The following is a 25299-nucleotide window of genomic DNA, read 5'->3' as shown; positions in this document are numbered from 1 at the left end:
CATGATCAAACACTGGATCGATGGCCGTGAGGTCGAGAGCAAAGACGTCTTCGTCAACTACAACCCCGCCACCGGCGAGGCCATTGGCGAAGTCGCCAGCGGCGGCGCCGAGGAAGTCGCCCAGGCTGTCGCGGCGGCCAAGGCAGCGTTTCCAAAATGGGCCAACACCCCGGCGAAAGAACGGGCCCGGCTGATGCGCAAACTCGGCGAGCTGATCGAACAGAACGTGCCGAAACTGGCCGAACTGGAAACCCTCGACACCGGCTTGCCGATCCACCAGACCAGGAACGTGCTGATCCCAAGGGCTTCTCACAACTTCGATTTCTTCGCCGAAGTCTGCACCCGAATGGACGGTCATACCTACCCGGTCGACGACCAGATGCTCAACTACACCCTGTACCAGCCGGTGGGTGTCTGCGCCTTGGTCTCGCCGTGGAACGTGCCGTTCATGACCGCGACCTGGAAGACCGCGCCGTGCCTGGCACTGGGCAATACCGCCGTGCTGAAAATGTCCGAGCTGTCGCCGCTTACCGCCAACGAACTCGGGCGCCTGGCCGTCGAGGCCGGCATTCCCAACGGGGTGCTCAACGTGATCCAGGGCTACGGCGCCACGGCTGGTGATGCGTTGGTGCGTCACCCGGACGTGCGGGCGATTTCTTTCACCGGCGGCACCGCCACCGGCAAGAAAATCATGCAGACCGCTGGCCTTAAAAAGTACTCGATGGAACTGGGCGGCAAGTCACCGGTACTGATTTTCGAAGATGCTGATCTTGACCGTGCCCTCGACGCGGCACTGTTCACCATCTTCTCGTTGAACGGCGAGCGCTGCACCGCCGGCAGCCGGATCTTCATTCAGGAAAGTGTCTACCCACAATTCGTAGCCGAGTTCGCCGCCCGCGCCAGACGCCTGATCGTCGGCGACCCGCAGGACCCCAAGACCCAGGTCGGCTCGATGATCACCCAGGCCCATTACGACAAGGTCACCGGCTACATCAGGATCGGTCTCGAAGAAGGCGCCACCCTGCTCGCCGGTGGCCTGGAGCGTCCGGCCAACCTGCCGGCGCATCTGAGTTGCGGCCAGTTCATCCAGCCGACGGTGTTCGCCGACGTGAACAACAACATGCGCATCGCCCAGGAAGAAATCTTCGGCCCGGTGGTGTGCCTGATTCCGTTCAAGGACGAGGCCGAAGCCTTGCGGTTGGCCAACGCTACCGAATATGGCCTGGCGTCCTATATCTGGACCCAGGACATCGGCAAGGCCCATCGCCTGGCTCATGGCATCGAGGCCGGCATGGTGTTCATCAACAGCCAGAACGTGCGCGACCTGCGCCAGCCTTTCGGTGGCGTAAAGGGTTCCGGAACCGGCCGCGAAGGCGGACAGTACAGCTTCGAAGTCTTCGCCGAGATCAAGAACGTGTGCATCTCCATGGGCAGCCATCACATTCCGCGCTGGGGGGTATGACCTAGGAAAACCTGGTGATTAACCTGTGGCGAGGGGATTCATCCCCGCTGGGCTGCGCAGCAGCCCCAAAGCCTGACCACACGGTGTGTCAGGCAATTTGAATTGGGGGCGCTTCGCACCCCAGCGGGGATGAATCCCCTCGCCACAAAAGCTCCAACACCAGCAAGACCTGTTTCACCGTTTTGAAGATCAACAAGAACAACATTTCAGGAGAATCATCATGGGCGAAGTCGTCCTGGCTGCGAAGATCTGCCACGTTCCGTCGATGTACCTGTCCGAGCTGCCCGGCAAGCATCACGGCTGCCGCGCGGCAGCGATCGCCGGGCACAAGGAAATCGGCCGCCGCGCCCGTGAACTCGGCGCCGATACCGCCGTGGTGTTCGACGTGCACTGGCTGGTCAACAGCGCTTATCACGTCAACAGCGGCGAGCATTTCAAAGGCATCTACACCAGCAACGAACTGCCGCACTTCATCAAAAACATGGAGTACGAATACCCGGGTTGCCCGGAGCTGGGCGAGTTGATCGCCGCCGAGGCCAACGCCGCCGATATCAGGACCTTGGCCCACAACATCCCCAGCCTTGAGCTGGAATACGGCACCTTGGTGCCGATGCGCTACATGCACATGGATGTACCGGCGGAGCAGAAATTCAACGTGGTGTCGATTGCCGCCTGGTGCGCCTGGCACCGCCTGCAGGACAGTTTCACCTTCGGCGCCGCCGTGCGCCGGGCCATCGAGAAGAGCGACCGCAAGGTCCTGGTCCTGGCCTCCGGCTCGCTGTCCCACCGTTTCTCCGACGACCGCAACGCCGAAGCCAATATCCACAACTGGACGCGGGAATTCGACAAGCAGGTCGATCTGCACGTCGTGAAGTTGTGGCGCGAAGGCCGCTGGAAAGAGTTCTGCGCCATGCTGCCGGACTACGCCGAACATTGCTTCGGCGAAGGCAAGATGCACGACACGGCGATGCTGCTGGGGCTGCTCGGCGGGCCGGACTACGCCAAACCCGCCGAAATCATCACCGAGCCCTTCGGCAGCTCCGGCACCGGCCAGATCAACGCGATTTTTCCAGTCTGAACAACAGCCGCAAGCTCAAGCTGATCGCCTCAACTTGCCGCTTGCCGCTTACAACTCGAAGCTGCCCACGCAGGAGGCCCCCCATGCCCCATTTCATCGCCGAGTACACCGATAACATCGAGCAGCAGGCCGACCTGCCCGGCCTGTTTGAAAAGGTCCACGTCTTGCTGGGCGACAGCGGCGTGTTTCCCTTGGGCGGCATCCGCAGCCGTGGCGTGCGCCTGGACACCTGGCGCATGGCAGACGGCAGGCACGATTACGCCTTTGTCCATATGACGCTCAAGGTCGGCCATGGTCGCGACCAGGCTACCCGGCAAAAGGTCGCGGAAAAACTCTTCGAACTGATCACCACGCACTTCGCCGACTTGCAGGCCCAACGCCTGCTGGCGTTGTCATTCGAGATGATCGAACTGCACGAGCAGCTCAACTTCAAGGCCAACAACGTCCACGCCTTTCTCAAGGGCCAGCCCAGCTAGCCCGTTCGCCCCATCGGCCTCTCAGACAAAAAGTACAAGATCATGAGCACAGCCAATACTGCCGAAACCGCCGGCACCCTCGCGCACGACCGCACCCATGCCAGCATCACCTGGCGGCTTATGCCGCTGTTGCTGGTCTGCTACCTCTTTGCCCACCTGGACCGCATCAACATCGGCTTCGCCAAGATGCAGATGAGCGCCGACCTGCAATTCAGCGACACGGTCTATGGCTTCGGCGCCGGTCTGTTCTTCATCGCCTATGCGCTGTTCGGCGTGCCGAGCAACATGGCCCTGGACCGGGTCGGCCCACGTCGCTGGATCGCCACGCTGATGGTGGTCTGGGGCGCGTTGTCGACCGGCATGTTCCTCATCGAAAGCGCCAGCGGGTTCTACGTGTTGCGCTTCTTGCTGGGCGTCGCCGAGGCCGGGTTTTTCCCAGGCATCCTGGTCTTCCTCAACCGCTGGTACCCGGCGCGGCGCCGGGCCCAGGTCACGGCGCTGTTTGCCATTGCCGTGCCGATGGCGGGCGTGATCGGCGGGCCGTTGTCAGGCGGCATATTGGAACATTTCCATGACTTCGGCGGCCTGCGCGGCTGGCAATGGATGTTCATCATCGAAGGCTTGCCGGTGATCCTGCTCGGCCTGGTGGTGCTCAAGTGCCTGCCCGACAGCTTCGAGACGGTCAACTGGCTCAGCGCCGACGCCAAGCAGCAACTGCGCGAGCAACTGAGCCACGAAGAACAGCGCAAATCCATTACCTCGTTCTCGGCCATTCTCGGCAACCCGCAGGTCTGGCTGCTGGTGGCGGTGTATTTCGCGGTAATGCTGGCGGTCAACACCCTGGCGTTCTGGATGCCCACCCTGATCCATGGCGCCGGCATCGGCAGCGATGGCAAGGTCGGGCTGCTCAGCGCCGTGCCTTACCTGGCTGGCTGTTTCTTCATGATCGGTTGCGGACGCTCGTCCGATCACCACCGCGAACGCCGCTGGCACCTGTGCGTACCGCTGTTGATGGCGGCGGCCGGCATTGCCGTCGCCGGGCTTTCCCCGGCCAATCCGACCCTGGTGCTGGGCGGCCTGATCCTCGCCGGCATGGGCGCCAGTGCCGCGTTGCCGATGTTCTGGCAACTGCCACCGGCGTTCCTGTCCAACAGCACCCAGGCCGCCGGCATCGCACTGATCAGTTCCTTCGGCAGCATCGCGTCGTTCTTCGCGCCCTACCTGATCGGCTGGATGCGCGACACCACCCAGAGCGCCAGCCTGGCCCTTTACGTCCTGGCACTGCTCATCGCCCTGGGTGGCCTGTTGGTGGTGCGCACCCAGGCAGCCATCGTCAATCCACAGTAGAGACCCTTGTCATGCTCGATCAAAGCCTCATCCAGCAAGCCGCCGCGCGTCTTGACCAAGCCGAACACTCCCGTGAACAGGTGCGGCAATTTTCCCTCGATCATCCAGGCATCACCATCGATGACGCCTACGCCATCCAGCGCGCCTGGGTCGCGCAAAAAATCAACGACGGGCGCAAGCTGGTCGGTCACAAGATCGGCCTGACTTCCCGCGCGATGCAGGTCTCGTCGAATATCACCGAACCGGATTATGGCGCGCTGCTGGACGACATGTTTTTCGATGAAGGCAGCGATATTCCGTTCGAACGCTTCATCGTGCCGCGCGTGGAAGTCGAGCTGGCGTTCATTCTCGGCAAGCCGCTCAAAGGCCCGAACGTGACGCTGTTCGACGTGCTTGATGCCACCGAATGGGTGATTCCGGCGCTGGAAATCATCGATGCGCGTATCCAGCAGATCGACCCGCAGACCAAGGTCACCCGCAAGGTCTTCGATACCATCTCCGACAACGCCGCCAATGCCGGCGTGGTCATGGGCGGCCGTGCCGTGCGGCCCACCGAGATCGACCTGCGCAAAGTGCCGGCAGTGCTCTATCGCAACGGCGTGATCGAGGAGTCCGGCGTGTCGGCGGCGGTGCTCAATCACCCGGCCAAGGGCGTGGCCTGGCTGGCGAACAAACTGGCGGCCTACGACGTCACGCTGCAGCCGGGCCAGATCATCCTGGGCGGCTCTTTCACCCGCCCGGTGGCGGCCAATCCGGGCGATACCTTCCATGTCGATTACGACATGCTCGGCTCCATCGCCTGCCGTTTCGTCTGACCGGAGACTTCACATGGACATGCTCGTCAATACCTTCAAGCAACGCCTGCGCAGCGGTGAAGCACAAATCGGCCTGTGGCTGGGCCTGGCCGACGCCTACTGCGCGGAGCTGGCGGCCAATGCCGGATTCGACTGGTTGCTGATCGACGGTGAACACGCGCCCAACGATCTGCGCACCCTGCTCGGCCAGCTCCAGGCCATCGCGCCCTACCCCGGCCAACCGGTGATTCGCCCGGTGATCGGCGACACGGCGCTGATCAAGCAACTGCTCGATATCGGCGCGCAAACGCTGCTGGTGCCGATGGTGGAAAGCGCCGCCCAAGCCAGCGAACTGGTGCGCGCCATGCATTACCCGCCCCACGGTGTACGCGGCGTCGGCAGCGCACTGGCCCGGGCCTCGCGCTGGAACAGCATTGCCGGCTACCTCGACCACGCCGATGAGCAGATGTGCCTGCTGGTGCAGATCGAAAGCTGCGAGGGACTCGCCAACCTGGACGCCATCGCCGCCGTCGAGGGCGTCGACGGGGTGTTCATCGGCCCAGCGGACTTGAGCGCATCGATGGGCCATCGCGGCAATCCCGGCCACCCGCAAGTGCAAGCCGCCATCGAGGACGCCATCGCGCGTATTCGCCAGGCGGGCAAAGCGGCCGGGATCCTCAGCGCCGACGAGACACTCGCCCGACGCTACATCGAACTCGGCGCAGCCTTTGTCGCCGTGGGCGTGGACACGACGGTGCTGATGCGCGGGTTACAGGCGCTGGCTGCAACATTCAAGAACACCCCAAAACCATCGACCGGCGGCGTCTACTGACTCACCGTCACCTTGTGGTGAGGGAGCAAGCTCCCTCACCACAAGGTGAACCACTCGCGCCTTCTAGCGTTTGATTGTCTTGAGATCATCAAGCAACCCCAACAACGTCTGCAATTTCTCCTCCCCCAACCGCCCCTGCAGACGCTGGTAGTTTTCCTCCATGCTCTGGCTCATCGAGTCGAAGCATGCCTGGCCCTGGGGTGCCAGGCGCACCAGCACGCGGCGCTGGTCCTGTTCGGCCTTGCGCCGCACGACCATGCCCGCGGCTTCCATGCGTACCAGTACGCCGGTCATGCTCGGCTTGAGAATGCAGGCCAGTTCGGCCAGGCGATTGATTTCCAGCTCGTCATGCTGGCTGAGGATGCGGATGACCCGCCACTGTTGCTCGGTCAACCCGTGCTGGTTCAGCGATGGACGGAAAAAAGCCATGGCCGCTTCACGGGCCTGCAGCAGGGTCAAGGTCAGGGATTGCCGGGGTTTGGGCATGACATGTTTTCGCGAAAAAAATAGTTAATGAGTTAACCAAATCTTATCAGCTTCACGCTGGAACACTCAGCTTTGTGCGAACTGTTTGAAAACCCATAAAAAAGCCCCGCTTCTCTCGAGGCGGGGCTTCTTCATTCAGCGGTGTATCAGTTGGCCGTGACCACCGCCTGACCGCTCAGCGCCAGGTCGAGCAGTTCGCGGTTGGCGACTGCGTACATGGCGTAGTCGGTACCACTGGCGGCACGGATGTCCACCAGCATGGCGCGCCAGCGCTCGACCATCTCGCGGTGCTGCTCCAGCCACAGCGCCAGACGGGTTTCCACGTCCTGGCTACCGTCGCCTTCCTGCAGGACCGAGATAGTGATCGCCCGCTGCTGCCAGTCGATGTCATCGCGGAACGCTTCACGGGCCAGGGCCTGCCAGTTGTTTTCAACCGGCAAGGCGCTGATCTGTTGCAGGTACCAGGTGATGTCCAGCGCACTGCCCACGGCGAAGTAGGCCTTGGCCACATCGGCGGCGTTCTGGCCGGTGACGTCGGACGCCTCGATGATCGGCAGCAAGGTGTACAGGTGCGTGGTGCCGGCAACCATGCGCGCCAGCAACTCCGGCACGCCGGCGGCCACGTAGGCCTGGTAGCGGGTCTGCCAGCCTTCGCGGGTCGGGCCTTCCAGCAGTTCGTCGAGCTTGAGGCCCAACGCCGCCAGGTGCGGACCGAAGTGAGCGACGTCACGAGCAGCATTCTGCTCGTTGCGGCGGCTGCGCAGGAACCAGCGCGTGGCGCGACGGCCCAGGCGCATCAGCTCGTCCATCAGCTCCAGTTGCACGTCGGCGGAAACCTGGTGGTCCAGGGCTTCGATCTGACGGAACCAGTGCGGGAGATGGAAGATGTCCCGAACGATTACATAAGCACCGGCCACGTTCGCCGGGCTCATGCCGGTCGACTCTTTCAACCGCTGGACGAACGTGATGCCCATGTGGTTGACCAGATCGTTGGCGATCTGGGTGCTGACGATTTCGCGTTTCAGGCGATGGCGACGCATGGCCTCGGAGAACTTGCTCACCAGCGTTGGCGGGAAAGCCGTCTCCATGTCGCGGGTCAGGTAGTCATCGTCCGGCACCAGGGAATTGAGCAGCGCTTCCTTGAGGTCGATCTTGCTGTAGGAGATCAGTACCGAAAGCTCGGCACGGGTCAGGCCCTGGCCTGCCGCGACACGTTCGGCCAGTTGGTCTTCGGTCGGCAGGAACTCGATGGCACGGTCCAGCTTGCCGCGAGCTTCCAGGTCGTTCATCAGACGCTTGTATTCGGCGATCCGCACAAAGGCGCGACGCGCCGCCAGGGACAGGGCCTGGGTCTGCTTGTAGTTGTTGCCCAACACCAGGCCGCCGACTTCGTCGGTCATGCTCGCCAGCAACTGGTTGCGTTGCTTGTCGGTCATGTCGCCGGCCTGCACCACTTCGTTGAGCAGGATCTTGATGTTCACTTCGTGGTCGGAGCAGTCCACGCCACCGGCGTTGTCGATGAAGTCGGTGTTGGTGGCGCCGCCATGCAGGCCGAACTCGACGCGGCCGAGCTGGGTCATGCCCAGGTTGCCGCCCTCGCCCACCACCTTGCAGCGCAGCTCGTTACCGTTCACGCGCAGCGCATCGTTGGCCTTGTCGCCGACATCGGCGTGGCTTTCGGTGCTGGCCTTGACGTAGGTGCCGATACCGCCGTTCCACAACAGGTCTACCGGCGCCTTGAGCAAGGCGTTCAGCAGCTCGGTCGGGGTCAGCTTGTCGGCCCTGATGTCGAAGCGCTCTTTCATCTGCGGCGAAATCGCGATGCTCTTCGCGCTGCGCGAGAAGATACCGCCGCCTTCGGACATGATGCTGGCGTCGTAGTCGGTCCAGGCCGAACGCGGCAGGTCGAACAGACGCTTGCGCTCGGCGAAACTGCTGGCCGGCTCCGGGTTCGGGTCGATGAAGATGTGCAGGTGGTTGAAGGCCGCGACCAGTTGCAGCTTGTCGGACATCAGCAAGCCGTTGCCGAACACGTCGCCGGCCATGTCGCCGACGCCCACCACGGTGATGCTGTCTTCCTGTACGTTGATGCCGCGCTCGCGGAAGTGACGCTGTACGCCAACCCACGCGCCTTTGGCGGTGATGCCCATTTTCTTGTGGTCGTAGCCGGCCGAACCGCCGGAGGCGAACGCGTCACCCAGCCAGAAGCCGTAGTCGATGGCGATGCCGTTGGCGATGTCGGAGAAGGTCGCGGTGCCTTTGTCGGCCGCCACCACCAGGTACGGGTCATCATCGTCATGCCGCACGACGTTGACCGGCGGCACCAGGGCGCCGTCCTTCAGGTTGTCGGTGATGTCCAGCAGACCCGAGATGAAGATGCGGTAGCAGGCGATGCCCTCGGCCGCGATCTCGTCCCGGCTGCCGCCCAATGGCAGGCGACGCGGCAGGAAACCGCCCTTGGCGCCCACCGGCACGATCACCGAGTTCTTCACTTGCTGGGCTTTTACCAGGCCGAGTACTTCGGTGCGGTAGTCTTCCTCGCGGTCGGACCAGCGCAGGCCACCGCGAGCGACGTTGCCGAAGCGCAGGTGCACGCCTTCGACCCGTGGCGAGTAGACGAAGATCTCGAACTTGGGCACCGGCTTTGGCAGTTCCGGAATCAGGTGCGGGTTGAACTTGAAGCTGAAGTACGACTTGTTATGGCCGTTGGCGTCGGTCTGGTAGAAGTTGGTCCGCAGGGTCGCCTTGATCAGGTCCAGGTAACGACGCAGGATGCGGTCTTCATTGAGCACCTGCACATCGTCGAGGGCCGTGAGGATCGCCTGTTCCAGACGCTGTTGCTTGTCTTCCAGGTCATCGCCGCTGAGCTTGCGCGCCAGGTAGAAACGCGTCTTGAACAACCGGGTCAGCTCGCGAGCGATATCGGTGTGGTTGTTCAGGGTGCTGGCGATGTAGCCGAGGTCGAAGCCCAGGCGGATCTGCTTCAGGTAACGGGCGTAGGCACGCAGCAACGCCACGTCGCGCCATGGCAGGCCGGCGGTCAGCACCAGGCGGTTGAACGCATCGTTCTCGGCATCGCCACGGACGATGTGGACAAAGGCGTCCTGCAGGGTGTCGTTGAGTTGCTGGATGTCGAGGTCGAGGCCTTCGGCGGCGGTGAACGCGAAATCGTGAATCCAGAACTCGCGGCCGTTGGTGTGGCGCAGGCGATACGGGAACTCGCCCAGCACGCGCAGGCCGAGGTTCTCCAGGATCGGCAGCACGTCGGACAGCGCCAGCGGCGTGTCGGCGTGATACAGCTTGCAGTGCAGCTCACGCTGGCCGGACACCTGGCCCAACGGCTGGTAGAAGCTCATCACCAGCGGATTGGTTTCATTCAGGCTCAGCAGGTGTTGCATGTCCACTACGGCCGAGTGCGCGGCAAAACGCTCGCGGTAGCCGGCCGGGAAGCCTTTCGGGAAATCCGACAGCACGTTGGTGCCCTGGGCTTCGCCGAAGCTCTCGATCACCAGGCTGGCGTAGTCGTCCTTCCAGCTGCGGCAGGCCTGCACGACTTCTTTTTCCAGCAGGACCGGGTCGATGTCGAGACGGTTTTTCGGGTCCACGCGCAGGATCAGTTGCACGCGGGCCAGTACGGATTCAGAGAAGAACGTCCAGAACTCGCAGTCCGAGGCTTTCAGGCGATCCATCAGCACTTGCTGGATCTTCTGGCGCACTTCGGTGGAGTAGATGTCACGCGGCACATAGGCCAGGCAGTAGCAGAAACGACCGTACGGGTCCTTGCGCAGGAACACGCGGATCTTGTTGCGTTCCTGGATCTGGACGATGGACATCACCGTGCTGAACAGCTCGTCCACCGGGGTCTGGAACAGGTCGTCACGGGGCAGCACTTCGACCACCTGGGCCAGTTCCTTGCCCAGGTGCGCCTTGGCCTGGAAGCCCGAACGACGTTCGATTTCCTCGACCTTGCGACGGATATACGGAATGACCCGCACGCTTTCGCCGTACACCGAAGAGGTGTACAGGCCCATGAAACGGCATTCCTTGATGACCTTGCCGTTGGCGTCGATTTCACGGATCGACACGTAGTCCGGGTAGGCCGGACGATGCACTCGGCTTGGATGCGCGGCCTTGGCGAACGACAACACGGTCGGTTCGCGCAGGTAATTGACCGCGTAGTCTTCGATGCGCAGGTCTTCGGCGGTCAGGCCGGCGCGCAGCAATTTGGTCAGGCCGAGGAACGATTCAGGATCGTATTCGATGTGGCCGCCGTCGGCTTCATCGCGAACCACGAACTCTTCGTAGCCGAGGAAAGTGAAGTGGTTGCCCACCAGCCATTCCAGGAAGCTCTTGATTTCGGCTTTTTCGTCGGCATCGGTGGTGTAGGCGCTGTTGTCCAGGCTCGCGAGGATTTCCCGGACCTTGGCTTTCATCGGCTCGAAATCGGCCACGGCCACGCGCACTTCGCCCAGCACCTGCTCAAGTTCCTTGCTCAGGACATTGAGTTCAGCGGCATTGGCGCAGCGGTCGATCTCCAGGTACATCAACGACTCTTGCAGCACGTCGTCGCCCTGGGTGCCTTTGGGCAGGATTTCCAGCAACTCGCCCTTGCTGCCGCGACGCACGCTCAGGACGGTGGTTTGCAGGGTATGGATGCTGTAGCCGCGACGGTTCAGCTCGGTGCGGACCGAGTCCACCAGAAATGGCAGGTCGTGGTGCAGCACTTCGACGGCGGTGTGGGTCGACTGCCAGCCGTGACGTTCATAATCGGGGTTGTAGACACGCACCTGCGGTTGCGCGTGATCGAAGCGCTCAAGCAGGCGCCAGGCGGACAGGGTGCAGCCGGCGAGGTCGGACAACCGGCGCTGGGTGAGTTCATCGAGGGAAATGATGCCGAAGAATTGTTCAGCGAACAGCGCCACTTGTGGCAGTGCCTGTTCACTGATGTGCTGCGCCAGTGCCGCTTGCAGTTGGTGCTGGAAGTCGGCTTTGCTGGCTGCGGTGAAGAACGCCATCTGTGGTACTCCGCTTGGGCTTGTTATTGATGGTAGCGTCGCGTGCAACCCCTTTCGGGGCCGTCGGCCATCCTGTTCCTGATTCTCGGGCAGAGGAAACAGGATGACAGGTGGGTGAAGCTGGACGAGACCCGCAGGTCACATCCTTTTCCATGTAATTCCATGTCATGGACACCTGCAAAAAACACCCTCGGGTGGCCTTTGCAGGTGCACATCCGTTGCGCAGCTTAACGAGTGCGACAATGTGCCTGCTTGCAACGCTGCGACATATTCGGTCATCGGCTAGCTTTATGACCGCTCTGCATCGAACAACCCTAGCAGCCTGGAGCCCAAACGGCACCCGAAGGTGGTAATCCTGCAGAAAATCGTCCGGACTGGCAGAATTCCCTTTTTCGCCCCCGCAAGGCTCATCGAGCCAGGAGCCCTCCCCCATGCAAATGACCACCGCCCTGCTGATCGCCAACCCGTGCGACGAAGAAGAGGACAACATGGCCATGCTGTGCTGCCACAGCAACCAGGGCGACATGTTCCTGATGACCCGCTATCCCGACGAAGACGAACTGGAGATCACCCTCGACGGCGAGCCTTCGACGTTGGAAGGCGTCAAGGTCACCCTCAGCCCAACCTTGTTGAAAATCGAAATCGCCGCGGCGGATGCCGATGCACTCAACGGTGATGACGTGCTGGAGATAACCTACGACGCAAACGTGACGGATCTGGCGGAAGTGGAACTGACGTTGCAGAACATTCTCAAGGGAACCGGTACTTACCTCAGCCAGCTCTGAGCTCCCCGTGGCGAGGGAGCTTGCTCCCGCTGGGTTGCGCAGCAACCCCAAAACCAGGTATCACAAATCTGCCAGGGAACCCGCATCGGCCGACTTGCGACTGCTGCGCAGCCGAGCGGGAGCAAGCTCCCTCGCCACAGGGGGGCGGCTTTATTCGCCGTCTTTCACCAGATTGCCATCCGCGTCATACACCAGATACTCATCGCTATCACCCGGTCCCCTTACATAATAACGGGCCTCATTGCCGTTATCCGGCACCTTCATGCTGGTGTAGGAGCCCAGTTTCTTGAACAGTTTGTTGTCTTGGCTGATCAACACCAGGGCAGAACCACCACCGGCCCGGGTGGCGGCTGCGTAGCGGGTCTGGAAGGCGTTGAGCCGGTCATACTCCAGCGGCACCTTCAGCCTGCCGGCCAGGTCGATGGCGCCGTAGCTGCCATCGCGCCCGACCACCGCCATGCCGTTGGAAAACGGCTCCACCTCGTCATAGGGCAACTTGATAGGCAATCGCGCGCCCTGGCGATTGATAAACGCGAACTTCTTGCTTTTAACCTCCTGCACGAGCAGCGGTTGCTGCCCCACGAAGCGACCTGACGTGTTGTATCCCTCGGGGTTGATCCGCTTGCCGTCCAGGTTGTAGACATCCTGCCGGGTCCGATCGGCGGAACTGGCGTAGAGGTAACCCTCGCTGTGCTCGATGCCGGAAAACTGCGCTGGCAGGATTTCCTTACCCTCCAGGGTATAGGCGCCGTACAGGCCTTCCATGAGATCGGTGCGCTTGCCGAGACGGGCAATGAACACCTTGCCGGCCACGGTGGGGTTGACGAATTTCATCGGCAAGATGAAACGATGCTTCCTGGCATCGTAGAGCCCATAAGGGCCGTTGGTTTCTCGCTCCACCAGCAGCAGGCCATCGCTCAATGCCTCGGCGATGTACTCGAATGGCAGATCGACGAGCTTGTTGCCGCCCGCGGGGAAATAGGCGAACTGGCTGCGCAACGCCTGCCCGTCCGACTCCGGGTCGCTGGGCTTAGCGGCTGAAAACAGCGTGTAGGCATCCGCCATCAGGCTGTCCTGTATCTGTACCCAACGGGGCTTGGTCAGCCACTGGCCGGCCTCATCGATGAAGCCGTAGCGCTCGGTGTCTCGGTCAAGCGCGATGTAACGCGCCTGTGGCGCAAGGACGTTGTTGACCTGGCCGAATTCAACGCTGTTGTCTTCCAGCGGCTCGAGCACATGAATGACGATACGTTGCGGGGTGGCCTCGAACTGGTACTCGACCTCGGTGTTTTTCAACGGCCCCACCTGGGCGACAAGCGCTTCGGTCAGGCGCTCCAGCTGTTGTTGCACTGCCTGGCCGGTCTTGAGTTGCTTGAGATCATCCTTGGTCTGCTGCAGCGCTTGGTAATAATCCTGCAACGCTGCGATATCGCTCTCGGAGGGAAACGTCCGCGAACTGCTGCCGTTGCTGTAGAGCGCCTTGCCCGTCCCATCCAGGCCCTGCACGACGAAAGTCGACGACTTCGGCGTGCTCAAGCGCACGGAGGCGCTCGCGTCGCCCAAGGCGGTGAGCTGGAAGGATTGGCCGTCGTCCAGCGTTACTTTCGGCTGATCCTTGTCCAGTTGCACTTTCCTGAACGCCGGATAGCTGCGGTAAGCAACCGTCAGGCCGATACTCGCCAATGGCTTGTTGACATCGATCAGGAAGGCGTCATGGGACGCGATCATGTCGTCAGACTCAATTTCGGGGGGTGCCTTGAGTTCGGCGAAGGCTTTTTCGCTGCCATCACGAAAGCGCAGGCGTTGCGGCAGGTACCGCTCGGCCACGGGCTCGTCCGGGGTGCCGGCGCGCTTCCAGAGCGGATCGAGGCTGCTGGTGTCGAGCCTTGCTTCGGAGCCATCGGCAAACAGCCTCTGGGCAAAACGCAGGCCTTGGATCGTCGCCAGTTCAGCTTTCAGCTGCGCGCTGGTGAACGGGACAAACAGCGGCTCGTATTGCAACGACTGCTCGCCGGCAGACTCGCTCGTTTCGATGGACAAGCTCAGTTGCGCATCACTGACCAACTCCAGGGACCGCAGGGTTTGCCCGGTGTCCTGAAGCAAATAGTTGAGGCGCTTTTCCACCTCGGGCAACGCCAGCGTGCCGATGTCTTCCAGGCCCCCTTCGTTGATTTCCCCGGCGACAAAACCTTCGTCTTGCGGCGCGCCGCTGTGACGAAACAGGGCGTAGGACATACCGCCTATCACCAATACGATCACACTCAATATCGACAGCAATCTCAAACGAGGCTGGGTAAGGTTCATGGTGGCTTCGGCAGTCAAGGGGCTGGGAACGTCAGGCAGCTAAACACACGGCCTGGCGCGCTGCAAATCGCCTGCCTGGCCCGGTTCTGACAAGACCTGCCTGAAGCGTCGCCACGGCCCCGCGGCTGCGAAGCACCGTTGGTCGCTCCTGTGACGCGCCGCCCTTGACGCCCGATGAGCTTCTGGTGTTTCCTGAAACCGGTTTCAGAACCGCTAATAAATCCAATAAGCAGGTTTAAATCCGTGACTTCTTTCTCCGCCGCCCAGCGCAGCCGCGTGACCATGCTTGATGTCGCCGAGCGCGCCGGGGTCTCCAAGGCCAGTGTCTCGCGCTTCATTGGCGAAGACCGCGCCCTGCTTTCCGAAGCCATCGCCCGGCGCATCGAGCAGGCGATCGACGAGCTGGGCTACCGGCCCAACCAGATGGCCCGCGGCCTCAAGCGCGGCCGCACCCGCCTGATCGGCATGCTCGTGGCCGATATCCGCAACCCTTATTCGATTGCCGTGATGCATGGCGTGGAAACCGCTTGCCGTCGCCACGGCTACAGCCTGGTGGTGTGCAACACCGACCGCGATGACGAGCAGGAACGCCAGCACCTGGCGCTGTTGCGCGCCTACAACATCGAAGGGCTGATCGTGAACACCCTGGGTCATCACCGCGACGAGCTGTTCGAGCTGCGCAGCGAAATGCCCATGGTGCTGGTAGATCGCAAGGTCGACCGGCTCGACACCGACCTGGTCGGGCTGGACAATCCGGCGGCCGTCGAGATGGCCCTCGATCACCTTGACCAGCGAGGCTACCGCGACCTGCTGCTGGTGACCGAGCCATTCGATGGCACGAGTTCGCGGATCGAACGGGTCGAGAGTTTCAAGACCGGCATCCAACGGCGTCCAGCCCTGGCCGGGGCCGTGGTGGAAACCGGCGATCAACTCCTTGCGCGCATCAAGACCTTTCTCGCCCAGCCGGACCGGGGCCCCAAGGCGCTGTTCTGCGCCAACGGCATCGCCGCGCTGGCCGCCACTCAGGTACTGCGCGACCTCGGTTGCCATTTGTTCAACGACATCGGCCTGATCGCCCTGGATGACCTGGACTGGTACCCGTTGGTGGGCAGCGGCATCACCGCCCTCGCCCAACCCACCGCCGAAATCGGCGCCCGTGCATTCGAATGCCTGCTCAAGCGCTTGCGCGGTGACAACGGGCCGGTGCAGACCCTGGATTTTGCGGCGCGGTTGATTGAGCGCGGGTCGACACGGGGAAACTTGCGGTGATCGGGCTGGCCCCTTCGCGAGCAGGCTCGCTCCCACACTGGATCGGCGTCGCACTGGAGATCCCTGTGGGAGCGAGCCTGCTCGCGAAGCGGCCCTGAAGCAAAACCCTTTTTTTGAACAGAACTGAAACCGGTTTCAGAGGTACAACAACAATGACCAGACCACACGTTTCCATCAGCCTATCCAGCTTCGGCGCCGACCTCGTGCGCCAACGCGGCCAAGGCAGCTTCGTCGAACTGCTGGCCGCCGCCGGTGCCTCGCGCATCGAATGGCGCGAGGAACTGTTCACCCACGAACAGCCCGACGAGCTGGCTGCTGGCGCCCGGGCTCAAGGGCTGGCAAGCATTTATTCATCGCCACTCGAACTCTGGCTGCCCGGCCAACCCAGGCCCAATCCCGCTCTGCTGGTCGCCTTGCAACGTTGCGAGGCGTTCGGCTCGTCCTGGCTGAAAGTGTCCCTCGGCCACTTCACCGATTCCCATGATCTCTCGGCCCTGGCGCCAATATTGGCGACAAGCCCGTTGCAACTGCTGGTGGAAAACGACCAGACCCTGCAGGGCGGACGGATCGAACCCCTGCAGCGTTTTTTCACGGCAGTTGAAGCACAGGGGTTGCCCGTCGCCATGACCTTCGACATTGGCAACTGGCAGTGGCAGGACCAATCGGCCACCGTGGCGGCGCGCCAACTCGGACGGCATGTGGCGTATGTGCACTGCAAGGCCGTGGCCCGACGTGACGACGGCAAGCTGATCGCCGTGCCCCCGGCGCTGGCAGACCTGCACCTGTGGGAACAATTGCTCAAGCACATGCCCGTCGGGGTGATGCGCGCCGCCGAGTATCCGCTGCAAGGCGACGACCTGGCGCAACTGACCGCTGAACATGTCGCCACCCTGTCCCGCCTCGGGCAATCGCGTCGGGAGAGTGCTCATGCCTGAGTTCGATGTATTGTCGTTCGGCGAAACCATGGCGATGCTGGTGGCCGACCAGAGCGGCGACCTGGCCAGCGTCGACCAGTTTCACAAACGCATCGCCGGGGCCGACAGCAATGTCGCCATCGGCTTGGCGCGGCTGGGTTTCCAGGTGGCCTGGCTCAGCCGGGTCGGCGCCGACTCCCTGGGACGCTTCGTGGTGCAGACGCTGGAGAGAGAAGGCCTGGATTGCCGCCACGTGGCGGTCGATCCGGCGCACCCCACCGGATTCCAGTTCAAGTCCCGCACCGATGACGGCAGCGATCCGCAGGTCGAGTACTTCCGTCGCGGCTCGGCGGCCAGTCACTTGTCGATCGATTCCATCGCACCGCCCCTGCTCCGCGCCCGTCATCTGCACGCTACCGGCATCGTCCCCGCGCTGTCGGACACAGCCCGAGCAATGTCCTTCGAATTGATGAGCCGCATGCGCGAGGCCGGCCGCAGCCTGTCGTTCGACCCCAACCTGCGCCCGAGCCTGTGGGCCAGCGAAGCGTTGATGATCAGCGAGATCAACCGCCATGCCGCCCTCGCCCACTGGGTCTTGCCGGGCCTCGGCGAAGGTCGGTTGCTGACCGGTTTTGACGACCCGGCCGACATTGCTGCCTTTTACCTGGACCAAGGTGCCGAAGTCGTGGTGATCAAGCTTGGCCCGGACGGCGCCTACTACCGCACCCAGCTGGGCCAGGGATTTGTCGCCGGCGTGCCGGTGTCCAGAGTAGTGGACACCGTCGGTGCCGGCGATGGTTTTGCCGTCGGCCTGATCAGCGCGTTGCTCGAAGGCCGCGACGTCAGCGAGGCGGTACAGCGCGCCAACTGGATCGGCAGCCGCGCGGTGCAGAGCCGCGGGGATATGGAAGGCTTGCCGACACGCCAAGAATTACTGGCCGAATTTGAAACTGCCGATCGCGAGCAGGCTCGCTCCCACAAGGGCCGCCGCTGACCCTGTGGGAGCGAGCCCGCTCGCGAAAAGGCCACCACAAACGCACCTGCTGAACAAAAACAACAAGCTCAGGAGTCACAACATGCAAACGCTCAACCTCGCCACCCGCCGCTGGTGGTACATCATGCCCATCGTGTTCATCACCTACAGCCTGGCCTACCTCGACCGCGCCAACTATGGCTTCGCCGCCGCGTCGGGCATGGCCGAGGACCTGATGATCACCCCTGGGCTGTCCTCGTTGCTCGGCGCACTGTTTTTCCTCGGCTATTTTTTCTTCCAGGTGCCGGGAGCGATATACGCGCAAAAGCACAGCGTCAAGAAGCTGATCTTCGTCAGCCTGATCCTCTGGGGCTCGCTGGCGACCCTCACCGGGGTGGTGTCCAACGCGTACTGGCTGATCGTGATCCGCTTCATGCTCGGCGTGGTGGAAGCCGCCGTGATGCCGGCGATGCTGGTCTATCTGTGTCACTGGTTCACTCGGGCCGAACGCTCGCGCGCCAACACTTTCCTGATCCTCGGCAACCCGGTGACCATGTTGTGGATGTCAGTGGTCTCAGGCTATCTGGTGGAGCAATTCGACTGGCGCTGGATGTTCATCATCGAGGGGCTGCCGGCGGTGCTCTGGGCCTTTGTCTGGTGGCGCCTGGCCGATGATCGCCCGGCCCAGGCCAAGTGGCTCAGCGACCAGGAAAAACAAGACCTGGAAACCGTGCTGGCGGCCGAACAGGTCGGCATCAAGGCAGTGAAAAACTATGCCGAGGCCTTCCGCTCGCCCAAGGTGATCATCCTGGCCCTGCAGTTTTTCTGCTGGAGCATCGGCGTCTACGGGTTTGTGCTGTGGTTGCCGTCGATCCTCAAGGCCGGCCTGAAAATGAACATGGTCGAGGCCGGGTGGCTGTCATCGCTGCCTTATCTGGCGGCGGTAATCGCCATGCTGATCGTCTCCTGGGCGTCGGACAAGGTGCAGAAGCGCAAGCGTTTTGTCTGGCCGCCGCTGCTGATCGCCTCCATCGCCTTCTACGCCTCCTATTTGCTCGGGGCGGAACATTTCTGGTGGTCCTACGCCTTGCTGGTGCTTGCCGGCGCGTGCATGTACGCGCCCTACGGTCCGTTTTTCGCCATCGTTCCGGAAATCCTCCCGGCCAACGTCGCCGGCGGCGCCATGGCGCTGATCAACAGCATGGGCGCGCTGGGCTCGTTCGGCGGCTCGTACCTGGTGGGCTACCTCAATGGCTCCACCGGCTCCACCGGCATGTCCTTCCTGCTGATGAGTGGCGCGTTGCTGCTGTCGGTGGTGCTGACCCTAGCCCTCAAGCCCGGCGCCAGTGACCGGGTCGTGTCCAAAACCGCGACGCCAAACCCGGCGCCAGCACGTTCCTGAATGAGACTTCCCATGAAAAAACACGTGGTGTTGTACAAAACGCTGTCAGCGCAACTGATGGAGCGCCTGCAAGCGCAGGCCCAGGTCACCCTCATCGAACGCCTCGACGCCCAGGGTCTTGCGCAATTGCGCGAGGCCCTGCCCAGTGCGCATGGCTTGCTCGGCGCGAGCCTGAGGCTCGATGCGCCGCTGCTGGACCTGGCGCCTGACCTTGAGGCCATCGCCAGCGTTTCGGTCGGGGTCGACAACTACGACATCGATTACCTGAGCGAACGCCGGATCCTGCTCACCAACACGCCGGATGTACTGACCGAAACCACCGCCGATACCGGGTTCGCCTTGATCCTGGCTACGGCCCGACGCGTCGTCGAACTGGCCAATCTGGTTCGGGCCGGCCAATGGCAGCAAAGTATCGGCCCGCGGCATTTCGGCAGCGATGTCCATGGCAAGACCCTGGGCATCGTCGGCATGGGCCGCATTGGCGAAGCCCTGGCCCAGCGCGGCCACTTCGGCTTTGGCATGCCGGTGCTCTATCACAGTCACTCGCCCAAGCCTGCGGTGGAACAACGTTTTAATGCGCGCTACTGCGACCTCGATACACTGCTGCACGAAGCCGATTTCATCTGCCTGACCTTGCCCCTGACAGCTGAGACCCAAGGGCTTATCGATGCGCAGGCATTTGCACGGATGCGGCCCGAAAGCATCTTCATCAATATTTCCCGGGGCAAGGTCGTGGACGAAGCGGCGATGATCGAAGCCCTGCGCAGCGGGCAGATCCGTGGCGCCGGGCTGGATGTGTTCGAACACGAGCCCTTGAGCCCGGACTCGCCACTGTTGCAGATGGACAACGTGGTCGCGACGCCGCACATGGGCTCGGCGACCCACGAGACACGCGAGGCCATGGCGCGCTGCGCCGTGGACAACCTGCTGGCGGCGTTGGCGGGTGAGCGGCCGATGAATCTGGTGAATCCGGGGGTTTGGAAAGGCTGAGCGGTTTTTTCCACGTGGCGAGGCGCTCGTTTCCTCGCCACCGTTCCACCTATGCCGAATATTGATGACTGACTGGCGTTGCTCAGGCCTAAATCACCTAATTAATCTCGCACCCTCTCCTTTTGAGAATGAGTAAACATCTCAACCCATTGAATTGGACAAGCAAAAAGAACAGTTTCAACAGAAAACCGGTTTCTTACAGGCGCGTCCTACTGCTTACCAAGACCAAACCTACGCAAGCATCGGAAGTTGCACCCTAGCCCATCCATAAGCCTACTGTTATTAATTATGCACTTGCACATAACCGTGCAAGTCAGGTGATCGCGACGCGACACTGAGTCATCAACAGAGGAGTAAAACGATATGGGCAGTAAACGCTCTGAAATAAATACCTTTGACGGCCTTCCGCAAGCCATGGGCTTTTCCAAAGGACTTCTGGCAACTGAAGCAAACTTTTTCGCCTCTCTGACCACCTGAAGTCATTGATCGATAAAGTGCCCTAAACAGCGCCGAAAGGCTTATACCTTTCGGCGCTCAGCAAACCAGAGGTTGCCATGTCTGAACGAGAACTAACAGCTCCCGAAGCCTTATTCAACATCATGTCCACCCTTCACGCGCTCGATTTCCGAGCCGAGGCACGATATACAACTCCGTCAAGACTGGTAGCAACAGCGGAGATTTTTGATGGCGACAACAATTTCATTCAGTCAGGCGCGGGCAAAGGGCCGGACTCATTAATAGGCGCGCTGGCTGAAAGCATTGAGCACTTCAGCACCTTTCAAACCAATGAATCAACATGGCACCAGACCGACGATATTGTCACTCAGGAGGCAACTTTACACGACGGGTTCTTTATCGGACTCCCCCGCAGCGAGGAGCCGATAGACTGTTTCACCCTCACCTCACTGGACAGAAAAGAAAAGCTGATCGTTCCAAGTGCTCTGCTATGCCCCGCGGTGGCCCAAAACATCTCCGATCACGCTAGCCCTACCCTACAATTCCTGTCTCGCTACTCATCCAATTCAGGCATTGCTTTCGGTTGTACAGAAAACGAAGCGCTACTGCATGGTATTCAAGAAGTAATCGAACGACATGTGTTATCCCTTTTCTTCATGGCGGTATGCGGAATCGGCCCCGATATGCAACTGTACAATCCGTCGAAGGGTTTGCTGGCCAAGGCGCTGTTAAACAACGCATCCGCCATGGAGTCTGCCGATGAGCTTCAGATTATTATCGTGAAGGACGTATTATCCGTTTACTTTGCCGTTGCATTTCCCAAAGCAGGTCCAGGGGACCAGCACCTTTCGCCAATTGGCTCAGGCTGCTCGCTGGACATTTGCATCGCCATTCAAAGAGCGGTGACAGAACAATTCCAATCCAGCGACCTGTACGACGTTTTTGAAGAATCATCGGATAGAAGAACTTCCAGCATGCTGTCACGCTCAGACAAGCTCAAAAACCTGATTGACTTGGCTCCGGTTAAAACCTTAAAGCTCCCTGAGCTTGATTGCCCGTCACATGACAACACCGACTCCGTCTCAGTACAAATGGAAACCTTACATAAGTTACTATCAAGCTCTGGCAAGAAAATATTCCATAGAACTGTAGCGCGCTACTCAAACAACAGCATCGTCACTCAAGCCTACATCCCAGGATTAGAGCGCTTCAACATCATTCGAAATGGGCGCCTTGTAGTGCCCCAACACATATTGCGCAACTGCTGATCCTCGAACCCTCTAAACAACCCGCAGATGGTCGTACGCACCCTATGCAAACATTTATTAGAACAGCCTGCAAAAAACATACGACACTTCTGTTAACGACCATCGCAACAATAATAACCCTCAAGTTAGTAGCACTCGCCCCGCCCCTGCTTCTAGGGACCATCATCGACACGTTATATGGCAAAAGTGATGCAACGGCGAACACATTACTCATGCTAACGGCGGGCCTTGTCGCCGCCGGATGCGCCCAAGCGATTATCAGCCCACTGCAAATCCATTTTCTATCAAAACTGGTTCAACAGGTTGTCATGGCCGCGTCTATTGAGTGGCTGACAAACCTGATGCGAAAGGAGTTTGCTCGATTCAACTCATGGCGAATAGGCCACTTCATAAAATCAGTCGAGCGTGGGATTAACGCTCACGAGCAACTATTGACATTTTTTGTCACCGTGGGACTGCCGTTGTGCCTGGAATTCCTGATTGTTGGCGGTGCGTTTTTTTACATGGGTGGCAGTGAAGTTTTTGCGGGAATGACCGGTTTAGGAATCATCTATCTAGCTGCTACCCACAGGATTATCAGATGGCGCAGAAAACACATTGATGCCGTCAACGAGCAGGAAGATGAATTGAGCGCTCATTTGTACAACACCCTCAATGCCGGCAAAGCAATAAAGCTGGAAAATGCCGAGCCCACCGCGATACAACCGCTAAACGAGGCTTTTAAAGGCTACGCCGACGCTGCGGTGGGCGCGGCAACCTCGGGTGGTTTTCTGAGTGCCGCCAAGATTCTGTTCGTTAGCCTCTCCACGGGTGGATTGCTGGGATGGGGGGTTATTGATCAGCTTTCGATCCAGCCCAGTATCAGTGTCGGTCAACTGGTCGCCATCTTTTCAATCGCCGGCAGCTATTTATTGAATATCGCAGCGTTGACGGAGGGCTATCGAGTAACGGATCAGTTTCTTGCCGATCAGCGTCGACTTCAGAGCCTGCTTTCGCTCCCAAACTTTGACCATTGCGATCGGAAATCGGAGGTCTCTTTTCGGGAGTCATCGACACTGACTCTGCTGCCATGCGGACTCACCGAAAACGACGACGTACGCCTGTCGATTACGCAAGCGCTGACTTTCATTCAGAATCAATCAGTGGCAATCATCGGTCAGAGCGGTGCAGGCAAGTCTACGTTATTGGAAGTTCTTGCCGGTCTGGACCTGGAAACGCGAAGTCAGCTCAGTATCGATGGCACCCCGATTTCCCTATTGAACCCTCGCGTTCATTTGAATGCGTTGAGGTACTGCCCTCAACAACCGCGTTTTTTGGAAGGTCGCTTTGAACGCTCCGTTCTATTCGGCGCTAAATCATCGCCTCGCCTCGACCGGGCAATACGGCGACTGCAGCTTCAAACAATCGTTTCTGACCGGACCATCGGTGAGCACGCATCGAATATTTCCGGAGGTGAAGCCAAGCGTCTGTCGCTGCTGCGTCTTATCAACAAGCCTGGACGATTCAACTTGTTCGACGAGCCTAGTGCATCAATCGAGCCCGGGCTGACCAATGCCTTATGGGACCTGCTGTTTGATATTTTCTCAAAACGCGGGCTGATCTGTGTCACCCATGATCTTGATCATCTGTTGCGCTTTGATCGGGTGATTGTCCTGCACAACGGTGCAATCGTTGACGACGGACACTGGCGGGAGCTGGTCAACAGGCCAGCAATCAAATTGTTGCTTGATGACATCAAGACCGGACCCTAGCCGAAATACGGGAAATAGACCTGAACTCCAGCTTTCTCTAGAAGCTCGGCTCCCTCGTATTAGCGGTGGATCAGGCGACATGGAGGCTGAATGGTCGGCCGTCTTCGCGAGCAAGCTCGCTCCCACATTGGGATTGGAACATAGCCGAGAGACAGGTCGGCCGTAAGGCCGCCTCGCGGTGGACGTTGATTTCGGCGCCCCGTTAACCACGCTGGCCGAACGCAGGCGTTGCGCAGTGGGCATCCCGGCATGGATGCCGGGATAGCCGCGCTGGGCCAGGGACGGCCCTTCGCGGCGGCCCACGGAGCAATGCCGGAGTGAGGGCACACCGAGCCTGAGCGAGGTGCCGAGTGGTGGGGCAAAAGCGTTTTGCTTACTTTTGACTGGGCCGGCTTCCGGGTTTCATAAAAGTGAGCCGCTGTAAAAGCGGAACCATAAGCAGCCATTACCGCAGCAACGGATATGTTCCCAGTCAACAAACCCCAGGCCAGCTGTCAGACCGCCATCGCGAGCAGGCTCGCTCCCACAATGGGATCGAAGTATGCCGTGAGAAACAGGCCGGCTGAATAAACCATCCAGGGTAGTTGTTTCCACACCACACCGAAGCCGATCACAAATCCGCACGCTCCATCAAAATCCCGTTAGTCGCCACCCCCCGCCATGCATTAAAGTATCGCCCCCAGCCCCGGCGTTATCCGAACGCCTGGGCCACCCTTTCCAGGAACAGTCACCGATGGAACATCGTGAAGCGCTGCTGGCGCTGCGAACCTTTCTTTCAACGCAGATTCTCGGCCAGGAAAAACTCATCGAGCGCCTGCTCATCGCCCTGCTCGCCGACGGCCACATGCTGGTGGAAGGCGCGCCCGGGCTGGCCAAGACCAAGGCGATCAAAGAGCTGGCCGAGGGCATCGAAGCGCAGTTCCATCGCATCCAGTTCACCCCCGACCTGTTGCCCGCTGACATCACCGGCACCGAGATCTATCGCCCGGAAACCGGCAGCTTCGTGTTCCAGCAAGGGCCGATCTTCCACAACCTGGTGCTGGCGGACGAAATCAACCGTGCCCCGGCCAAGGTCCAGTCGGCCCTTCTCGAAGCGATGGCCGAGCGGCAGGTCAGCGTCGGGCGCAGTACTTATGAGCTGTCGCCACTGTTCCTGGTGATGGCCACGCAGAACCCGATCGAGCAGGAAGGCACCTACCCGCTGCCCGAAGCACAGCTCGACCGGTTCCTGATGCACGTCAAGATCGGGTTTCCGGACGCCGCGGTCGAGCGCCGGATCCTGCAGCAGGCACGCGGTGAGGCGTTGAATGGCGAAACCAAGCCTGAACGTCGCGTCAGCCAGCAGGCAATTTTTTCGGCGCGCAAGGAGATCCTCGGGCTGTACATGGCCGACGCCGTGGAGGAGTACCTGGTGCAACTGATCATGGCCACTCGCAACCCGGCCAAGTTCGACCCGGAGATGGCCGAGTGGATCGCCTACGGTGCCAGCCCGCGGGGCTCGATTGCCCTGGACCGCTGCGCCCGGGCCCACGCCTGGCTGGCCGGACGCGACTTCGTCAGCCCGGAAGACATCCAGGCCGTGCTGTTCGACGTGCTGCGCCATCGCATCATCCTGTCGTTCGAAGCCGAAGCCGCCGGCATCGACCAGGACCGGGTCGTGCAGCGGATTCTCGACGTCGTCGCTGTCGCTTGAGCAT

At 60.8% G+C, this 25299-nt stretch carries 18 protein-coding genes; 15 read left to right on the top strand and 3 right to left on the bottom strand.

From position 1 onward, the window contains the following. Window position 1: 1 nt before the first annotated feature. The 6 genes from hpaE to hpaI all read left to right on the top strand — a co-directional run bounded on the left by hpaE (window position 2) and on the right by hpaI (window position 5989). Window positions 2-1462, top strand: a complete 1461-nt coding sequence (gene hpaE, locus J3P84_RS11915; RefSeq protein WP_434630387.1) for a 5-carboxymethyl-2-hydroxymuconate semialdehyde dehydrogenase — start codon at window positions 2-4, stop codon at window positions 1460-1462. 220 nt (window positions 1463-1682) lie between these two features. Then, complete coding sequence (gene hpaD, locus J3P84_RS11910) at window positions 1683-2540, top strand: 3,4-dihydroxyphenylacetate 2,3-dioxygenase (protein WP_434630384.1); 858 nt, start codon at window positions 1683-1685, stop codon at window positions 2538-2540. 83 nt (window positions 2541-2623) lie between these two features. Further along, the gene (locus J3P84_RS11905; RefSeq protein ID WP_434630381.1) at window positions 2624-3016 is read left to right on the top strand and encodes a 5-carboxymethyl-2-hydroxymuconate isomerase; all 393 of its coding nucleotides are present in this window, start codon (window positions 2624-2626) and stop codon (window positions 3014-3016) included. Window positions 3017-3058: 42 nt separating this feature from the next. Further along, window positions 3059-4363, top strand: a complete 1305-nt coding sequence (locus tag J3P84_RS11900; protein ID WP_434630379.1) for an MFS transporter — start codon at window positions 3059-3061, stop codon at window positions 4361-4363. Window positions 4364-4374: 11 nt separating this feature from the next. After that, the gene (gene hpaH / locus J3P84_RS11895) at window positions 4375-5178 is read left to right on the top strand and encodes a 2-oxo-hept-4-ene-1,7-dioate hydratase (RefSeq protein ID WP_434630376.1); all 804 of its coding nucleotides are present in this window, start codon (window positions 4375-4377) and stop codon (window positions 5176-5178) included. A gap of 13 nt (window positions 5179-5191) precedes the next feature. Beyond that, window positions 5192-5989: a 4-hydroxy-2-oxoheptanedioate aldolase gene (gene hpaI, locus J3P84_RS11890; RefSeq protein ID WP_434630374.1), complete on the top strand. Its 798-nt coding sequence runs from the start codon at window positions 5192-5194 to the stop codon at window positions 5987-5989. Window positions 5990-6052: 63 nt separating this feature from the next. Here hpaI and hpaR read toward each other — a convergent pair whose 3' ends face one another. Further along, complete coding sequence (hpaR, locus tag J3P84_RS11885) at window positions 6053-6475, bottom strand: homoprotocatechuate degradation operon regulator HpaR (RefSeq protein WP_434573669.1); 423 nt, start codon at window positions 6473-6475, stop codon at window positions 6053-6055. A gap of 146 nt (window positions 6476-6621) precedes the next feature. Beyond that, the gene (locus J3P84_RS11880) at window positions 6622-11490 is read right to left on the bottom strand and encodes an NAD-glutamate dehydrogenase (RefSeq protein WP_434630370.1); all 4869 of its coding nucleotides are present in this window, start codon (window positions 11488-11490) and stop codon (window positions 6622-6624) included. A 431-nt stretch (window positions 11491-11921) separates the two neighbouring features. Between J3P84_RS11880 and J3P84_RS11875 the strand changes: the two genes are divergently transcribed. Continuing rightward, a complete protein-coding gene (locus tag J3P84_RS11875; protein WP_434630368.1) occupies window positions 11922-12275 on the top strand; it encodes a hypothetical protein in 354 nt (117 codons plus the stop codon). 150 nt (window positions 12276-12425) lie between these two features. Here J3P84_RS11875 and J3P84_RS11870 read toward each other — a convergent pair whose 3' ends face one another. Then, window positions 12426-14579, bottom strand: coding sequence for a WG repeat-containing protein (locus J3P84_RS11870; RefSeq protein ID WP_434630366.1), 2154 nt, complete (start codon window positions 14577-14579; stop codon window positions 12426-12428). A 243-nt stretch (window positions 14580-14822) separates the two neighbouring features. On the opposite strand from J3P84_RS11870, the gene J3P84_RS11865 reads away from it, so the two are divergent. The 8 genes from J3P84_RS11865 (at window position 14823) to J3P84_RS11830 (ending at window position 25295) form a co-directional block, all read left to right on the top strand. Next, a complete protein-coding gene (locus tag J3P84_RS11865; protein WP_434630363.1) occupies window positions 14823-15848 on the top strand; it encodes a LacI family DNA-binding transcriptional regulator in 1026 nt (341 codons plus the stop codon). A 152-nt stretch (window positions 15849-16000) separates the two neighbouring features. Next, window positions 16001-16783, top strand: a complete 783-nt coding sequence (locus J3P84_RS11860) for a sugar phosphate isomerase/epimerase family protein (protein WP_434630360.1) — start codon at window positions 16001-16003, stop codon at window positions 16781-16783. Further along, entirely contained in the window at window positions 16776-17756 is a 981-nt protein-coding gene (locus J3P84_RS11855) for a sugar kinase (protein WP_434630358.1), read from the top strand. The genes J3P84_RS11860 and J3P84_RS11855 overlap by 8 nt, the downstream gene beginning before the upstream one ends. Before the next feature lie 82 nt (window positions 17757-17838). Further along, window positions 17839-19137 carry an MFS transporter gene (locus tag J3P84_RS11850; protein WP_434630356.1) on the top strand — a complete coding sequence of 433 codons (1299 nt, stop codon included), beginning with the start codon at window positions 17839-17841 and terminating at the stop codon, window positions 19135-19137. Window positions 19138-19149: 12 nt separating this feature from the next. Beyond that, window positions 19150-20127, top strand: a complete 978-nt coding sequence (locus J3P84_RS11845; RefSeq protein WP_434630354.1) for an NAD(P)-dependent oxidoreductase — start codon at window positions 19150-19152, stop codon at window positions 20125-20127. A 554-nt stretch (window positions 20128-20681) separates the two neighbouring features. After that, a complete protein-coding gene (locus J3P84_RS11840; protein WP_434630352.1) occupies window positions 20682-21851 on the top strand; it encodes a YcaO-like family protein in 1170 nt (389 codons plus the stop codon). A 44-nt stretch (window positions 21852-21895) separates the two neighbouring features. Beyond that, window positions 21896-23602, top strand: a complete 1707-nt coding sequence (locus J3P84_RS11835) for an ATP-binding cassette domain-containing protein (RefSeq protein WP_434630350.1) — start codon at window positions 21896-21898, stop codon at window positions 23600-23602. Between the two features lie 733 nt (window positions 23603-24335). Continuing rightward, entirely contained in the window at window positions 24336-25295 is a 960-nt protein-coding gene (locus J3P84_RS11830) for an AAA family ATPase (protein WP_039589986.1), read from the top strand. Window positions 25296-25299 lie beyond the last annotated feature (4 nt).

Source organism: Pseudomonas sp. Z1-29 (genome assembly GCF_051131995.1).
Classification (GTDB): domain Bacteria; phylum Pseudomonadota; class Gammaproteobacteria; order Pseudomonadales; family Pseudomonadaceae; genus Aquipseudomonas.
This window is presented reverse-complemented; position numbering and strand designations above follow the sequence as displayed.

Excerpts from the sequence above, each read along its gene's own strand:
- hpaE (WP_434630387.1), top strand. The coding sequence starts at position 2 with ATGATCAAACACTGGATCGATGGCCGTGAGGTCGAGAGCAAAGACGTC.
- hpaD (WP_434630384.1), top strand. The coding sequence starts at position 1,683 with ATGGGCGAAGTCGTCCTGGCTGCGAAGATCTGCCACGTTCCGTCGATG.
- J3P84_RS11905 (WP_434630381.1), top strand. The coding sequence starts at position 2,624 with ATGCCCCATTTCATCGCCGAGTACACCGATAACATCGAGCAGCAGGCC.
- J3P84_RS11900 (WP_434630379.1), top strand. The coding sequence starts at position 3,059 with ATGAGCACAGCCAATACTGCCGAAACCGCCGGCACCCTCGCGCACGAC.
- hpaH (WP_434630376.1), top strand. The coding sequence starts at position 4,375 with ATGCTCGATCAAAGCCTCATCCAGCAAGCCGCCGCGCGTCTTGACCAA.
- hpaI (WP_434630374.1), top strand. The coding sequence starts at position 5,192 with ATGGACATGCTCGTCAATACCTTCAAGCAACGCCTGCGCAGCGGTGAA.
- hpaR (WP_434573669.1), bottom strand. The coding sequence starts at position 6,475 with ATGCCCAAACCCCGGCAATCCCTGACCTTGACCCTGCTGCAGGCCCGT.
- J3P84_RS11880 (WP_434630370.1), bottom strand. The coding sequence starts at position 11,490 with ATGGCGTTCTTCACCGCAGCCAGCAAAGCCGACTTCCAGCACCAACTG.
- J3P84_RS11875 (WP_434630368.1), top strand. The coding sequence starts at position 11,922 with ATGCAAATGACCACCGCCCTGCTGATCGCCAACCCGTGCGACGAAGAA.
- J3P84_RS11870 (WP_434630366.1), bottom strand. The coding sequence starts at position 14,579 with ATGAACCTTACCCAGCCTCGTTTGAGATTGCTGTCGATATTGAGTGTG.
- J3P84_RS11860 (WP_434630360.1), top strand. The coding sequence starts at position 16,001 with ATGACCAGACCACACGTTTCCATCAGCCTATCCAGCTTCGGCGCCGAC.
- J3P84_RS11855 (WP_434630358.1), top strand. The coding sequence starts at position 16,776 with ATGCCTGAGTTCGATGTATTGTCGTTCGGCGAAACCATGGCGATGCTG.
- J3P84_RS11850 (WP_434630356.1), top strand. The coding sequence starts at position 17,839 with ATGCAAACGCTCAACCTCGCCACCCGCCGCTGGTGGTACATCATGCCC.
- J3P84_RS11845 (WP_434630354.1), top strand. The coding sequence starts at position 19,150 with ATGAAAAAACACGTGGTGTTGTACAAAACGCTGTCAGCGCAACTGATG.
- J3P84_RS11840 (WP_434630352.1), top strand. The coding sequence starts at position 20,682 with ATGTCTGAACGAGAACTAACAGCTCCCGAAGCCTTATTCAACATCATG.
- J3P84_RS11835 (WP_434630350.1), top strand. The coding sequence starts at position 21,896 with ATGCAAACATTTATTAGAACAGCCTGCAAAAAACATACGACACTTCTG.
- J3P84_RS11830 (WP_039589986.1), top strand. The coding sequence starts at position 24,336 with ATGGAACATCGTGAAGCGCTGCTGGCGCTGCGAACCTTTCTTTCAACG.